Source organism: Sphingomonas sp. CFBP8993, from assembly GCF_034044895.1.
Taxonomy (GTDB): Bacteria; Pseudomonadota; Alphaproteobacteria; order Sphingomonadales; family Sphingomonadaceae; genus Sphingomonas.
The window spans coordinates 162,704-177,718 of the sequence record NZ_JAXCWU010000006.1; the positions used below are offsets into that span (position 1 = coordinate 162,704).

Below are 15,015 nucleotides of genomic sequence, written 5' to 3' on the forward strand. Positions count from 1 at the left end.
CGCTGTGGTTAACCGATAGCGGATGGGGGCGGGATGTCGAGGGGGGAGGCGTGGTCGGGACGATCGCGGCGTGGTTCGGGTTTGCTGGCCAGAAATGGGGGATGCCGCCCGATTGCGGGCGTGTCATGTGACCGATACAAGCACGTTCATGGCCGACTACGATCCCGACGACAAATGGCAGGACGAGTGGATGGCGCCTGTTCATCACGTCGGAAAGACTCTCCGCGAAAAGCACCTAAGCAATCCCTGGCCCCACATCCCGGCTCTCCCAGAGGCCATGAAATATTTGGCTACAGAGCTTTGGGATTGTGGATTCAGCCAAACTGAAATTTGCGAGGCTTTCGAGGCAGCGATCCGAGAGCTGCCACCCTACGCGGCTGGTTATGAGAGGCGGACTTAGGTCCGCTTGCGCCCAATAGTGGACATTCCCAACTATGGCCGAGGCGGCGGCTCCGAGACAAAGCCAACATTTTTAGAACCGGCTCTTTGCAGAGTGTAGATCGCGCCGCCAAGGCATCGATAAGGTGTCTGCGCCATATCCGAGTCGATGTGCGCGCGCCGTCCTGACTTCGCTTCGGATCGTGCGATCTCCAGCAGTTCATCCGTCGTTACTTTACGCCCCTCAACCTCGATGCTGCGCGATGTCGCGGGGCCACGTACGACGACGTTGAAAGGCGCGAGGGGCGCTGGAGAAGCGCAACCAATCGCTACATTTGAAAGCAGCGCCGCTGTGAGTGAGCTTCGAAGCCGTCCCATTTTGCGATGGTGCAACATGGCCGCCGAAACGGCAACGTCCGCTACCCACCAATTTCCGTTACTCGCGCAGGTGCATGCCGTTTTCGGATCACCCGAACCGCGCCAATCCGAACGGTTCCAGAGGCACGGGTGACGTCTTTCCATCCAGCATCGCCGCCACCAACTCCCCCGTGATCGGCGCGAGGGTCAGCCCCAGATGGTTGTGCCCGAAGGCATAGGACACGCCCGTCGTCCCCGGCACCTGCCCGATCGCGGGCAAGTAATCCGGTAACGTCGGTCGCGCGCCCATCCAGGGCTTCGCATCCTCGCCGATCGGCAGGCCCAGCGCGGCGATGTGGTGGCGCAGGCGGTTCCACTTGGCGGGGGCGGGCCTTGCTTCCGCGCGGGCGAACTCGACGATGCTGGCGGCGCGCAGGCCGCCTGCGAAGCGGGTGACGATCATCGAGCGGTCCTCGAACACCACCGGGGGCAGGTCGGCGGGCCAGTCGACCTCGGGCCCGGTCTGGAGGTGATAGCCGCGTTCGGCGATGATCGGGGCCTTCAGGCCGAAGGGGCGGAGCAGCGCAGCGCTCGCCACGCCTGCCGTCACGACGATCTGGGCGGCGGACAGGCGGCGGTCGTCGGTCAGGCGGACTTCGCCGTCGCCGACCGCTGCGACCCGCGCGACGAGGCGGGTGCCGCCATCGGCCAGGAAACGCGCCGTTGCGGTTTCGGCGAGGCGGGTCGGGTCGGCGATCTGGCCGCTGCCCTCGAAGCGGATGCCGCCTGCGATGGGGGCGCGGACGCGGGTGCGCCAGTTTTGCAGTTCCGCCTCGGTCAGCGGGCGGAAGCGCGCGGTGCCGGTGTCTGCCGCCTGCCAGTTGGCGAGACCGCGCGCGGCGCTCTCGGGCGTTTCCCACAGGACGACATGGCCATGCGGGCGCAACAGCTCGGGCGCGCCAAGTGCGGCGACGTGGCGCTCCCACGCTGGCATGGCCTGGGCGAGCAGCCCGGCCAGCGCCCGATGCGCGTGCTCATACCGGGCGGGGCGGGCGGCCTTCAGCAGCCGTAGGGAAAAGGGCAGCCAGGTCGCGATCTCACGCGGCGGCAGGGCCAGCGCCCCGCCGCGCCAGAACAGCCGCTTGGCGAACCCGCGCACCATCGCGGGCGAGGCGATCGGTTCGGCCTGTTCGGTCGCGATATGGCCCGCATTGCCCCAAGATGCAGCGCGGGGGCTGTCCTCCGCCTCGACCAGCGTGACCGTCCAGCCTTTGCGCTGGAGTGCCAGCGCGGTGGTCGTTCCCACCACGCCGCCACCGACGACGATGGCGCTGCGATGATCCGAGGCTGAGGCGTGATTTTCCGTCTTGGGCATGAGCCCGGTCATATCGTATACGGATTTTACAGCAAGGGAATCCCGATGACGTCACCCACGATCCGCCATACCTTTTTCTGCATTGACGGCCATACTGCGGGCAATCCCGTCCGGCTGGTGGCGGGCGGCGCGCCGCTGCTGCGCGGGGCCAGCATGGCCGAGCGGCGGCTGGACTTTCTGGAACGGTTCGACTGGATCCGCACCGGCCTGTGCTTCGAGCCGCGCGGGCATGACATGATGTCGGGCGGCTTTCTCTATCCGCCCTGCGAGCCCGACAGCGACGCCGCGATCCTGTTCATCGAAACCAGTGGCTGCCTGCCCATGTGCGGGCATGGCACGATCGGCATGATCACCTTCGGCCTGGAAAACGGCCTGATCACCCCGCGCGAGCCCGGCAAGCTGAAGGTCGAGGTGCCCGCCGGCACCATCCATATCGAATATGAGAAGGAAGGGGCGAAGGTCACCGCCGTCCGCATCCGCAACGTCCCCGCCTATCTGGCGGCCGAGGGCATCCGGATCGACGTGCCGGGCTTCGGTCCGCTGACCCTGGATGTCGCCTATGGCGGCAACTATTACGCGATCGTCGAGCCGCAGGGGGCTTATACCGGGCTGGACGATCTGGGCGCGTCGAAGCTGGTCGAGCTGAGCCGCACGATCCGCGAACTGGTGCGCGAACAGTTCGAGCCGGTCCATCCGCTCGAACCCTCGATCCGGGGGGTCAGCCATGTGCTGTGGGCGGACCAGCCTTCGGCCGAGGATGCCGATGGCCGCAACGCGGTTTTCTATGGCGAGCGGGCGATCGATCGTTCCCCATGCGGCACGGGCACCTCGGCGCGGCTGGCGCATCTGGCGGCCAAGGGGCGGCTCAAGGTCGGCGACCGCTTCGTCCACGAAAGCTATATCCGCAGCCGCTTCATCGGCCGGGTCGAGGCGGAAACCGAGCTGGGCGGGCAGGCGGCGATCGTGCCGTCGATCCAGGGCTCAGCGGTGTCGACCGGCTACAACACGATCTGGATCGACCGCGAGGACCCGTTCTGGGCCGGGTTTACTGTAGTTTGAAGTGATCGTTCACGCGAAAGACGCTAAGCCGCGAAGAGGAATAGGGTTCGCGCAGAGCACGCAGAGGACGCAGAGTGGTCGTGCTTGCCGCGTCAGCGGCCCTTCTATCCTGCCGGGTCGAAAATGCCGTTCGCTGGCACAGGTCATACCCCTCCGCGCCCTCTGCGCCTCTGCGCGAACAAATCATCTTGGCGTCATCGCGGCTTCGCGTGAATCCGTTGCCCCGGCGTCAGCCGGGGCGATCCTTCAGCCCAGATCGTCGATCGCGGGCTGGGGCTGGGTGAACCAGGCCGCCCCGCTCTCGGTCACGTGGAAGTGATCCTCCAGCCGGATGCCGAAACGGTCTGGCACGACGATCATCGGCTCGTTGGAAAAGCACATGCCGGGCGTGAGCGCGGTCTTGTCGCCGCGCACCAGATAGGCGGGTTCGTGGATCGACAGGCCGATGCCGTGTCCGGTGCGATGCGGCAGGCCGGGCAGGCGATAATCGGGGCCGAGACCTGAGCGCTCCAGGACCGCGCGCGCGGCATAATCCACCGTTTCGCACGGCTCTCCGGGCCGCACGGCGGCGAAGGCGGCTGCTTGCGCCTCCTTCTCGATATCCCAGATGCGGCGCACCTCGTCACCGACCTCGCCAAACGCATAGGTGCGGGTGATGTCGCTGTGATAGCCATCGACCAGCGTGCCGGTATCGACCAGCACCACGTCGCCGTCGCGCAGCACGTCGTCCTGTGGCAGGCCATGCGGGAAGGCGGTCGAGCGGCCGAACTGCACCGCGCAGAAGGTATTGCCGGTCGACGCCCCCAGCGCACGGTGCGCCTGGTCGATGAAGCGGATGACGTCGGAAGCGCGGATGCCCTCGCGCAGGATACGCGCGGCGCGGCGGTGGACCTCCAGCGTCATGTCCATCGCCTGTTGCATCAGCGCGATCTCGGCGGGCGACTTGATCGCGCGGCAGCCATCGACGACGGGCGCGCCGCTGACCAGCGTCACCCCCGGTGCCGCTTCACGGATACGGTCGACGAATAGGAAGGCCAGCGCCGGGTCGATCGCCAGCGTCTTCGCAGCCCCCAGCGCATCCGCGACCAGCGCGGAAGGACTTTCATCCTCTTCCCACAGGCGGATATCGGTGGCGGGGATGCTCAGGCTCGCCTCGAACGAGCCCAGTTCGAAGGCCGGGCAGATGAAGATCGGGTCGCCGCTTACCGGCAGCAGCATCGCGACCAGCCGCTCGGTCGCGCCCCAGGCGACGCCGGTGAAGTAACGGAGGCTTGCGCCTGCACCGATCAGGATCGCGTCTGCGCCCGCCTGCGCCATCAGTTCGCGGGCGCGGTCCATGCGGCGGGCGCGCTCTTGCGGGGTGATGACGGGGGCGGGGTTCGCCCAGGGCGACAGGCTCGCCAGTTCGCGCTCCGCCGTCGATCCGCCGATCATCCCTGCCATGTCACTCGCTCCATTTCGTATACGTTTGGAGCGTCTAGCGCGGTTATCGCCCTCACGCCACCCGGCGCAGGCGATAGCCCTCGGGCCCCTGCGCGACATAGCCCAGCCGCACCGCGCCCGCCAACGCGGCGGCGACCGCGCGTTCGACCTGGCGGCCTTGCGCAAAATGCTGGGCGATGGCGGTGGCGGACAGGCTGTGGTCGGTGCCGAGCAGGGCAAAGATGCTCGCGATCCGCCCGCCCAGATCGCGCGGGAAGGCGGGCTTGGCCAAGGCGGGCTCGGCCAGCGGCAGGGCGCGTTCGGCGGGGGTGAGCGGGGTCGCGCCCGCGCGGCGGCTCTGGAAGCCGGGGCGGAGCCATTGGACCCGGCCGCCGCGTTCCTCGGCCCGGCGCGCGCCGTTGAGCGCGACCAGCCGCTCGACCATCTCGGGCGCGGTGACGGTCGCGGGCCAGCCATAGGCGGCGATGACGGCGGTGTCGATCTGGTCGTGCAGCCGTGCGATCAGGTCGACCGATGCGGCGCGGCGCAGGTCCTCGTCCTCATGGGACAGAGACGCGCCCGCGATCAGCTTGGCGCGCAGATTGTAAAGCCCGGTCAGGGTGAGGTCCGGCACCGCCGCAAGGATGCGCTTGCGGGTGGCGTCGAGTTCCTCCGCCAAGTCGGCGATGATGCGCGCGGAGTCGTCGCTTGCATCGGGAAAGGGGAAGGGATCGAAGACTTGAGTTTTGGTATAGCGGTGCCCCTGTTCGAATTTCGCGACACCCATCAGCCCGCAATTGGCATAGGTCCAGGCAAGGCTGGTCGAGGACGACAGCACGCCGAGGTGGAGCGCTGCTTCGGATGCGACGCACACGAGCATATTGTCGGGCAGTGTATCAGCGCTGAGGAACTGAAACAGGCGGTGCTTGGCCGTCTCCACCGTCGCAATGTAGCGGGACAGTCCTTCGAGCGCGGGGCGGAGTTCCGTTCGGGGTTTTCCCAAGATCCACCACCTGTCCAGATAAGCCGCAGCATCGGCAGTGGGGGATTTTGCAAATTGTGCTTGTCGGCTGACACGGACAGTGCGCAGCAGATGGCCGTACACTTCGGGGAAGCGTTGCCGGACCTCGGCTTCGGACAGGTCGAGCAGGTCGATGACCATCGCCCCGCGGGTCCGGGCGGTCAGGTCGCGGCCATGGCAATAGGGGCGGATATGCTTTTCCAGTCCTTCGCGGCTTCCCAGACCGAGCAGCGTCGCTTCCGCCGGTGACACGATGAAGCCGGCACCGTGTAGTTTGACGCCCGGCGAACACAGCCATTGGTTGGCGAGCAGCGGCTGGGCCCGAGTCACGTCCGTCCCCACCGACAAATCCGCATTGATCCGCCCGATCGCCTCGACGAAGCGGATCGCGGGCGTGTCGCTGTCCAGCCCGCTTTCGCCCGCGATGCGCAACCGCCGCCCCTCGGCCTTGCCGCGCGCGACCACCGTCATCGCGATCCGCACCATCGCCGCATCGGGCGTCGCCTTGGTCCAGGGATGATCGGGAATCGCCCGCAGGATCGACAGCGGCACCGGCCCCTCGATCGCGCGCGCGATGACGCGGCGACCGAAGGTCTGGGTGATCGAGTTGGTGGTGACGAAGCCGAAGCGGATCAGCGGAGATCCCTTCGCCGCCAGCGCCTGCGCCGCCCGGTCCCACCAATAAAGGACATAATCGGCGGCGCGCGGCATCTTCGGATAGGCGCGCCACAGCATCTCGGCCATGCCCTCGGGCAGCCGTCCGCGCAGGTCCTTGCCGCCGATGAAGGGCGGATTGCCGACGATGAACTCCGCCTCGGGCCAGGCGGCCTTCGTGCCCGAAGCGGTAAGCAGCGCGTCCTGCGTGACGATCGACTGGACATCCTCTAGCACCGGGTCGGACACCTGCCCGCCATTGCGCAACTGCCAGCGGATATAGCCCAGCCACAGCACGAGCTGCGCGATGGCGGCGGCGCGGGCATTGACCTCGATCCCGTGGAAATTGCGCGGGTGCACCGTCTCGGTATCGAGGTGCAGGATCTCCTCGCCCGACAATTCGGCCAGCACCTCCAGCACCTCGCCCTCCAGTCGCTTCATCAGCTCCAGCGTGACGTAGAGGAAATTGCCGGTGCCGCAGGCCGGGTCGAGCACCCGCGTCGTCGCCAGCCGCCGGTGAAAGGCGCGTACCCGCTGCACGGCGGCGCGGGGATTGTCGCTACGCTCATTCTCCATCGCGCTCAGCACCTGTGCCCAGTCATCGCGCAGGGGCTCCATGACGGTCGCGGTCACCAGCCGCTCGACATAGGCGCGCGGGGTATAATGCGCGCCCAGTCGCCGCCGCTGGTCCGGGTCGAGCGCCTGTTCCAGCAGCGTGCCGAAGATGGCGGGCTCGACATCGCGCCAATCGCGCCGCGCGGCGGCAAGCAACTCGCCGATCTCCTCGCGGTTGAGGGGCAGCGCGTCGGCGGTGTGGAACAGGCCGCCATTGAACCGCCGGACGGCGCAGCGCAGCACATTGGCCTCGCCGCCTCGGTCCATCGAATGCCACAGATCCTCGATCCACGGCACGAAGGCATCGGGCCGCTCGCGCGCGTCGGACAGCAGGGTGACGAAGCCGCCCGCCGGGAGCAGCCCGCTATGTTCGGCGAACATGGTGAACAGGCAGCGCATCAGGAACAGCGCGACGCCCTCCGGGTCATGGCCGCGTTCTTCCAGCAGCTTGGAGATGCTGGCGAGGCGCGTCGCCACGTCGCGGGTGACGGCGGCGGCATGACGCGTGGGGTCGAGCGAGAGCGGCGCTTCCCAGATCGCCGCCAGCCTTTGCCGCACCGCTTCGTCCCGAAAATCGTCCAGCGTGATTCGAAAGCGGGCGCGGTCGGGGAACTGCTTGTAATGTTTGCCCTGGCCCGAAAAGTCGGCGAACAGCTCGATCACCCGGCCGACATCGACCACGATCAGGAAGGGCGGCCAGCCATGCTCGACCGGCAGGGCGCGGGCATATTGCTCGGCCTGTTCGCGGGCGCGGCGCATCAGCACGTCCCATTGCCGCGAACGGGGTGCCGGGCCCGGTTCGTCGGGCAACAGGCCGGGCAGGAAAGGCGGCAATTTGGCGCGGGGGCCTTCGCGGCTCTGCTTGGCCTCCAGCACGAAACAGCCGCGCTTGTAGAGGTCGATCCGCCCGCGCCGGTCCTCCTCCTCGCCGGGCAGGACGACGGCGCGCTCGAAGACATAGTCGTTGCGGGTGCTGGTGGCGTGGGCGGGATCGGGCGGGGCGACGCCGATGATCGCGCACAGCTCGGTGAGGAACAGCGCATAGTTGGCGCGCTCGGCCCCGCCTTCGCACGCCTGCCAGCGCCGGATAAACGCCTCGATCGCTGCCGCGGTCGCCATAAGTTGAAATCCTCCCGATGGCGATCATCGGGAGGATTTTGGCATTCGCGACGAGAGCTATCCCCGTAAGGGATTTAATGCCGTTTTGTTCAGAATGTGATCCTGATCCGTTCGGTCAAAGCCGCAAGAACGGATCAATTTGGCGAATACATCGCCATGGCATCCCGCCGGAATGCCGCACCACTATCGGTCCGGCTATAGAACATATGTCCGCCCGGATAGACGTTGAGATGCACTCGCTGCGCCACGCCGTAGCTCGGCATCTGGTCGACGATCAGTCGCGAGGCGAAATAGGGACAGGACAGGTCGTCCCAGCCATGCACGATCATCACCTTCATCTTGGGGTCGTTGGCGATCGCCTTGCGCAGGTCGGTGACAGGGGTGTCGTCGGGCTTGCCGCGATCCCAGGCGCTGTTCACGCTGTACGACAGCGCATGATAGCGCGCGTCGGTCTTCCAGCCGACCTCGCGCGTGACGAAGTCCACCATCGCGCTGGTCGTCGGCGCGATCAGCGAGTCGAGCAGCGGGTCGTTGGAGCGCTGCTGCGACGACCAGGGGAAGGGGTCGAAGGCGGTGACGTTGGAGTCGTAGATGCTGCCGATGGTCGAATCGTTGCGGTGAATCTCACGCAGATAGGTCCGCGTATCGACCCGCCCGCCCAGCTTCCGGACCAGCGCGGGGTCGAGCCCGGTCAGCTCGCTGACGCGCGTCACGATGCGGTCCACGGCCTGGGTGTCCGACCGACCGCGCATCAGGTCGCGCAGGTAATCGCCACGCGCATAGGCCTCGACCCCCGCCATCGCCTCGGGGGTCAGCTTGCCCTGCCGCTCCAGCTGCGCGGCGGCCATCGAGGGCAGGTCGATCATCCAGGGCAACGGCGACAGCGCGGTCGCGTCATCGCCCGAGGCGGGGTCGAGATAGGGGGACACCATCACGAGGCCGTTCACGCCCACGCCGATCTGGGACTGCAATTCATAGGCGATACGCGGCGCCCGGTAGCCGCCATAGCTTTCGCCCATGATGTATTTGGGCGAGCGCAACCGGCCTTCCTTGACCAGCCAGTCATAGACGACCTTGGACAGATATTTGATATCCGGGTCGTTGGCGTAGAAGGCCTTCTTCGTCTCGGCCTCGTCGACCAGGCTGCGGCTGAAGCCAGTGCCGACGGGGTCGATGAAGACCAGATCGGTAAAGTCCAGCCAGCTATTGGGATTGTCGGTCGCGATCGGCGCGTCGGAGGGGGCATCGCCCTGCGCGCCGAACGGCACCCGCTTCGGGCCGACCGCACCCATGTTCAGATAGACCGACGCCGCCCCCGGTCCGCCATTGAAGGCGAAGGTGACGGGCCGCCGGACATCGCCGCCAGGCACGGTATAGGCGGTATAGACGACCTGGCCGATCTCCTTGCCCTTGTCGTCGCGCACCGCGATCTTGCCCACCGTCGCCTTGTAGCTGACGACCCGGCCGCCGATCCGCGCGCTCTGCGTGATCGTCTTGTCCGCGGGCAGGGGCGGCAGCTTGGCGTCGTCGTCCTTTTTCTCGGTGGTGGTCGTGGTTTCGGTCTTTTCGGCCTTCTGGGCCAGCACGGGCGTGGCGGCGGCGGTCAGCAGCAACAGGGCGGTCAGGTGCAGGGTCTTGGGCACGTTCGGAATTTCCCCCTTCGGATAAGGCGTCGTGACGGATCATGATCCCATGTCCCGCGTTCCCGCAAGCCATCCCCCCTCGAAACACGCCGAACCGCTCCCTATCTCGCCTCTGGCCTTCCTCCCGGAACAGAAGTAGAACTAGCCCCATGCTGACCAAGATTTCCGTCCGCGGCGCGCGCGAGCACAATCTCAAGGATGTCGATATCGACATTCCCCGTGACACGCTGACGGTGATCACCGGCCTGTCGGGGTCGGGCAAGTCTTCGCTGGCGTTCGACACCATCTATGCCGAGGGGCAGCGGCGTTACGTCGAATCGCTGTCGGCCTATGCGCGCCAGTTCCTGGAGATGATGCAGAAGCCGGACGTCGACCATATCGAGGGGCTGTCGCCCGCCATCTCGATCGAGCAAAAGACGACCAGCCGCAATCCGCGCTCGACCGTGGCGACCGTCACGGAAATCTACGACTATATGCGCCTGCTCTGGGCGCGGGTGGGCATTCCCTACAGCCCGGCCACCGGAGAGCCGATCGCGGCGCAGACGGTCAGCCAGATGGTCGACCGGGTGATGACGCTGCCCGAGGGGACGCGCCTCTACCTGCTCGCCCCTGTGGTGCGCGGCCGCAAGGGCGAGTATCGCAAGGAAATGGCCGAGTGGCAGAAGGCGGGCTTCACCCGCGTTCGCATCGACGGCCAACTCCATGAGATTGACGAGGCGCCTGCGCTCGACAAGAAGTTCAAGCACGACATCGAGGTGGTGGTCGATCGCCTGGTCGTGCGCGAGGATATCGCGACCCGCCTGGCCGACAGTTTCGAGACCGCGCTTAAGCTGGCGGATGGCCTGGCCTATGTCGATCCCGCCGATCCGGTCGAACCTGCCACACCCAAATCCGCGGTGCTGGGCAACAACGCGCCTGAAGGTCGCATCGTCTTTTCCGAGAAGTTCGCCTGCCCGATTTCCGGCTTCACCATTTCCGAGATCGAGCCGCGCCTGTTCTCGTTCAACGCGCCGCAAGGGGCGTGCCCGGCCTGTGACGGTCTTGGCGAAAAGCTGATCTTCGACGAGGATCTCGTCGTCCCCAACCACGAATTGTCGATCAAGAAGGGCGCGGTCGTGCCCTGGGCCAAGTCCAATCCGCCCAGCCCCTATTATATGCAGGTGCTGGGCAGCCTGGCGCGCGAGTTCGGCTTCTCGCTGGAGACGCCGTGGAAGGATCTGGACGCTTCGGTGCATCAGGCGATCCTGCACGGCACCAAGGGCAAGGCGGTCACGCTGACCTTCGTCGACGGCAAGAAGTCGTATGACGTGAAAAAGCCGTTCGAGGGCGTGATCGGCAACCTCAACCGCCGGATGCTCCAGACCGAGAGCGCCTGGATGCGCGAGGAACTGGCCAACTACCAGTCGTCGCAGCCTTGCGAGGTCTGCCACGGCGCGCGGTTGAAGCCCGAGGCGTTGGCGGTGAAGATCGCCATGCAGGACATCAGCTATGCCACGCATCTGTCGGTGGTCGATGCGCTGGCCTTCTTCACCGGGCTACCCGAGCATCTGACCGACCAGCAGCGCGCCATCGCCCAGCCGATCCTGAAGGAAATCGTCGAGCGGCTGGGTTTCCTGAACAATGTCGGGCTCGATTACCTGAACCTCGATCGGACCAGCGGCACGCTGTCGGGCGGCGAGAGCCAGCGCATCCGGCTGGCGTCGCAGATCGGATCGGGCCTGTCGGGTGTGCTGTACGTCCTCGACGAACCGTCGATCGGCTTGCACCAGCGTGACAACGACATGCTGCTCGCCACGCTGCGGCGGCTGCGCGACCTGGGCAACACCGTGCTGGTGGTCGAGCATGATGAGGATGCGATCCGCACCGCCGATTATGTCATCGACATGGGGCCGGGCGCGGGCGTGCATGGCGGAAAGATCGTCGCGCACGGCACGCTCAAGCAGTTGCTCAAGTCCAAGACCAGCGTGACTGCCGATTATCTGAACGGCACGCGCGAGGTGGCGGTCCCGACCAAGCGGCGCAAGGGGTCGGGCAAGAAGCTGACCGTGCACAAGGCGACCGCCAACAACCTGCAGGGCGTGACCGCCAGCATTCCGCTCGGCACCTTCACCTGCATCACCGGCGTGTCGGGTTCGGGCAAGTCGAGCTTCACCATCGACACCCTCTATGCCGCCGCCGCGCGGTCGTTGAACGGCGCGCGCATCCTGGCGGGCAAGCATGAGAAGATCACCGGGCTCGACCATCTCGACAAGGTGATCGATATCGATCAGTCGCCGATCGGTCGCACGCCTAGGTCCAACCCGGCGACCTATACCGGCGCCTTCACGCAGATTCGCGACTGGTTCGCCGGGCTGCCCGAGGCGCAGGCGCGGGGGTACAAGCCCGGCCGGTTCAGCTTCAACGTGAAGGGCGGCCGGTGCGAGGCATGCCAGGGCGACGGCGTGCTCAAGATCGAGATGCACTTCCTGCCCGACGTCTATGTCACCTGCGACGTGTGCCACGGCGCGCGCTACAATCGCGAGACGCTGGAGGTGAAGTTCAAGGGGCACTCGATCGCCGATGTCCTCGACATGACGGTCGAGGATGCCGCCGAGTTCTTCCAGGCGGTGCCGCCGATCCGCGACAAGATGGCGATGCTGGTCGAGGTGGGCTTGGGTTACGTCAAGGTCGGCCAGCAGGCGACGACCCTGTCGGGTGGCGAGGCGCAGCGGGTGAAGCTGGCCAAGGAATTGTCGCGCCGCGCGACCGGCAACACGCTCTACATCCTCGACGAGCCGACCACGGGGCTTCACTTCGAGGACGTCCGCAAGCTGCTCGAAGTGCTTCATGCCTTGGTGGAGCAGGGCAATACGGTGGTGGTGATCGAGCATAATCTCGACGTCATCAAGACCGCCGACTGGATCGTGGACCTAGGGCCGGAAGGCGGCGTCAAGGGCGGCGAGATCGTCGCGGTCGGCACGCCCGAAGTGGTCGCGGCGGAACCGCGCAGCTTTACGGGCAAGTATCTGAAGCCATTGCTCGAGAAGCGGCAGGCGCAGGCGGCGGAGTGATGCTGGCCCTCTTGGACATCTGACAAACCATCCCGGTGAAGGCCGGGATCCAGTTGGGTAGGCGTCGGCGTGTTACGTTGATCGCGTTGCAACTGGACCCCGGCCTTCGACTTCGGGTGCGAGGCTAAGGGGACTCCGTCGGCATCGAGCGACGTCGAGGTGCGCGTTCTGGCCCCAAACCTGCCACCCCCCATTCCCCGCAACCCACTTAACGTATCGCAACTTTTCCCCGCGCCGCGCGCTTCTGCCCGCATCACCCACAAGGGAGGATGAAATGCGTGCACTGACCCTCGGCCTGGTTGCGGCCGCGACGCTGGTTTCCGGATGTTCGACCTATGGTGGCGGTTTTGGCGGCGGCTATGGCGGCCCCCGCTACGCCTATGACTATAATCGGCCCGACCCGGCCTATGGCGGCTATTATGCCGACCGATATTATGTCGACAACCAGCGCTATCGCGAGCGTCGCCTGAGCCGCAACGACCGCGTCTATGTCGGCCAGGACGGCCGTTATTATTGCCGCCGCAATGATGGCACCACCGGCCTGATCGTCGGTGGCATCGCGGGCGGTGCGCTGGGCGCGGCGATCACTTCGGGCGGTTCGCAGACGCTGGGCACGCTGCTCGGCGCGGCGGGCGGTGCGCTGGCGGGTCGTGCCATCGAGCGGGACAACGTGCGCTGCCGCTGACGCCTCTGCGGCACATTGGCTGATGAAGGGCCGGTCGGTCGCCTCCCATTCGGATGCGGCGGACCGGCCCTTTTTGCGTATCGGGGTGAGCCCGTGGACGATGGCCGGGTGCGCGAAGATGAACGAACCCGCCCGACTTGCGACACTTGGTGACACTTTCGTCATGTTGCTGGCATGGCTTTGGGATGAGCCGCCCCCATATTGCGGATCGGGCCAGTTTTTGCCCGCTTATCAATGGGAGTAACATCATGAAGGCCATGATTCTTGCCGGTCTGGGGATCGCCACCATCGCCGTTCCGACGGTTGCCGATGCGCAGCGCTGGACCCCGATCGCCCAGCGCCAGGGCCAGCTGAATGCCCGGATCGACCAGGGTATCCGCTCGGGCGCGCTCAACCGGCGCGAGGCGGTTCGCCTGCGTTCGCAGCTTCGCGACCTGAGCCAGATGGAGTATCGCTATCGTCGTTCGGGCGGCCGCCTCGACGTGCGCGAGCAGCGCGACCTCGATCGCCGCTATGACGTGCTGAGCCGTCAGGTCCGCTTCGAGAAGAACGACCGCAACTACCGTCGCTGATCCGTTGCGACGGCCGCGCCCGGATCGATCGGGCGCGGTCCCGTCGGCCGGTCGATCGGACGGCCGCTATCCTTCCATTTGTCGAGGATCTGCCCCGATTGCGCGAGCTTTTCGGTGATGCCCGTGGTGCCGGTCGGTGCCACGGGCGTCGTCATTTGAGCCAGTCGCCGCGCGGTGGGCGACGGAGATGCCGCCGGGGCCTGGCCGGACAAGGGCGGGACGGGCAGGCTGTTCGACATGGGCGGCAACGTCTCGGGACTGGCGGCCAAGGTCGGCTGAGGCACTGCGGCCGGAGGGGGCGGCATTTCGCCACCGGCATAGACGCGGTTCATCGCGGCCGCCGTTCCCCAATAGCCCTTCCAGCGGTGGAACAGATGCGCGCCGACCATGACGGTCATCACCATGGCCCGGTTCCAGGCCGGGGCGACGGCATAGGTGTGGTAATGGGTGGCGAGCCCGACCGGCGCGAAGACGCTGCCCGACAGGGCCGCCGCCGCGATCCGCGCGGCGCGCGACCACCCCGATGCGGCAGGCGTACGCGACAGGGCGCCGTCACACACGAAGCTGAACTGGCAATGCGCGCGCTCGACGCCCTGATAGACGACGCCGCACACCGTCGCCGGGAAGGCAGGGTGGCGGGTCCGGTTCAGCACGACCTGCGCCACGGCGCGCTGTCCATCGACGCTTTCACCGCTTGCCTCGTAATAGAGCGCCGCGGTCAGGCACTGCATGGCGCGCGCCTTGTCGATCGCGGTCGCACGACCCCAGCGGAATGGCGGTGCCGCGACGACGCCATTGTCGCTCAGCACCGCGCCCGGCGGAATGGGCAGGTCGGGGAGGGCGACCGTGCCGGTGCTGCCGTCGCTCGCGGGAAAGACCAGTGGCGCGGGCGGGGCTGCGGCGGGCGACGGTGACGTCGCGGTTGCGACGGGGCGGCCGCTACCCTGCGCCTTTGGTCGCTGCCCTCGCGCGACCAGCACCAGGCCGAACGCCAGCATCAGGCCGACCAGCACCAGCCAGCCCTGCACCATCCGCCTTACCGTTCGCTTGGCCACTCGCAAGGCG

9 protein-coding genes are annotated in these 15,015 nt (G+C 66.7%); 4 read left to right on the forward strand and 5 right to left on the reverse strand.

The features are described 5' to 3' along the window. Positions 1-844: 844 nt before the first annotated feature. Entirely contained in the window at positions 845-2,110 is a 1,266-nt protein-coding gene (locus SOM26_RS13870; RefSeq protein ID WP_320453317.1) for an NAD(P)/FAD-dependent oxidoreductase, read from the reverse strand. Positions 2,111-2,155: 45 nt separating this feature from the next. Here SOM26_RS13870 and SOM26_RS13875 point away from each other — a divergent pair, with 45 nt between their 5' ends. Then, a complete protein-coding gene (locus SOM26_RS13875; protein ID WP_320453318.1) occupies positions 2,156-3,169 on the forward strand; it encodes a 4-hydroxyproline epimerase in 1,014 nt (337 codons plus the stop codon). A gap of 246 nt (positions 3,170-3,415) precedes the next feature. Here the strand turns inward: SOM26_RS13875 and SOM26_RS13880 are convergent, their stop codons facing one another. From SOM26_RS13880 to SOM26_RS13890, 3 genes are all read right to left on the reverse strand, one after another. After that, positions 3,416-4,612 carry a M24 family metallopeptidase gene (locus SOM26_RS13880; protein WP_320453319.1) on the reverse strand — a complete coding sequence of 399 codons (1,197 nt, stop codon included), beginning with the start codon at positions 4,610-4,612 and terminating at the stop codon, positions 3,416-3,418. Between the two features lie 52 nt (positions 4,613-4,664). Continuing rightward, entirely contained in the window at positions 4,665-8,000 is a 3,336-nt protein-coding gene (locus SOM26_RS13885; RefSeq protein ID WP_320453320.1) for a class I SAM-dependent DNA methyltransferase, read from the reverse strand. A 134-nt stretch (positions 8,001-8,134) separates the two neighbouring features. Continuing rightward, the gene (locus tag SOM26_RS13890; protein ID WP_320453321.1) at positions 8,135-9,643 is read right to left on the reverse strand and encodes a S10 family peptidase; all 1,509 of its coding nucleotides are present in this window, start codon (positions 9,641-9,643) and stop codon (positions 8,135-8,137) included. A 149-nt stretch (positions 9,644-9,792) separates the two neighbouring features. On the opposite strand from SOM26_RS13890, the gene uvrA reads away from it, so the two are divergent. The 3 genes from uvrA to SOM26_RS13905 all read left to right on the forward strand — a co-directional run bounded on the left by uvrA (position 9,793) and on the right by SOM26_RS13905 (position 13,950). Next, a complete protein-coding gene (gene uvrA / locus SOM26_RS13895; protein WP_320453322.1) occupies positions 9,793-12,693 on the forward strand; it encodes an excinuclease ABC subunit UvrA in 2,901 nt (966 codons plus the stop codon). A gap of 274 nt (positions 12,694-12,967) precedes the next feature. Beyond that, positions 12,968-13,378: a glycine zipper 2TM domain-containing protein gene (locus SOM26_RS13900; protein WP_320453323.1), complete on the forward strand. Its 411-nt coding sequence runs from the start codon at positions 12,968-12,970 to the stop codon at positions 13,376-13,378. 248 nt (positions 13,379-13,626) lie between these two features. Continuing rightward, positions 13,627-13,950 (forward strand): hypothetical protein, encoded by a 324-nt coding sequence (locus SOM26_RS13905; protein ID WP_320453324.1) that lies wholly within the window; start codon positions 13,627-13,629, stop codon positions 13,948-13,950. Here SOM26_RS13905 and SOM26_RS13910 read toward each other — a convergent pair. After that, positions 13,938-15,005: a cell wall hydrolase gene (locus SOM26_RS13910; RefSeq protein WP_320453325.1), complete on the reverse strand. Its 1,068-nt coding sequence runs from the start codon at positions 15,003-15,005 to the stop codon at positions 13,938-13,940. The two genes, SOM26_RS13905 and SOM26_RS13910, sit on opposite strands and share 13 nt — an antisense overlap. Positions 15,006-15,015 lie beyond the last annotated feature (10 nt).

Excerpts from the sequence above, each read along its gene's own strand:
- SOM26_RS13870 (WP_320453317.1), bottom strand. The coding sequence starts at position 2,110 with ATGCCCAAGACGGAAAATCACGCCTCAGCCTCGGATCATCGCAGCGCC.
- SOM26_RS13875 (WP_320453318.1), top strand. The coding sequence starts at position 2,156 with ATGACGTCACCCACGATCCGCCATACCTTTTTCTGCATTGACGGCCAT.
- SOM26_RS13880 (WP_320453319.1), bottom strand. The coding sequence starts at position 4,612 with ATGGCAGGGATGATCGGCGGATCGACGGCGGAGCGCGAACTGGCGAGC.
- SOM26_RS13885 (WP_320453320.1), bottom strand. The coding sequence starts at position 8,000 with ATGGCGACCGCGGCAGCGATCGAGGCGTTTATCCGGCGCTGGCAGGCG.
- uvrA (WP_320453322.1), top strand. The coding sequence starts at position 9,793 with ATGCTGACCAAGATTTCCGTCCGCGGCGCGCGCGAGCACAATCTCAAG.
- SOM26_RS13900 (WP_320453323.1), top strand. The coding sequence starts at position 12,968 with ATGCGTGCACTGACCCTCGGCCTGGTTGCGGCCGCGACGCTGGTTTCC.
- SOM26_RS13905 (WP_320453324.1), top strand. The coding sequence starts at position 13,627 with ATGAAGGCCATGATTCTTGCCGGTCTGGGGATCGCCACCATCGCCGTT.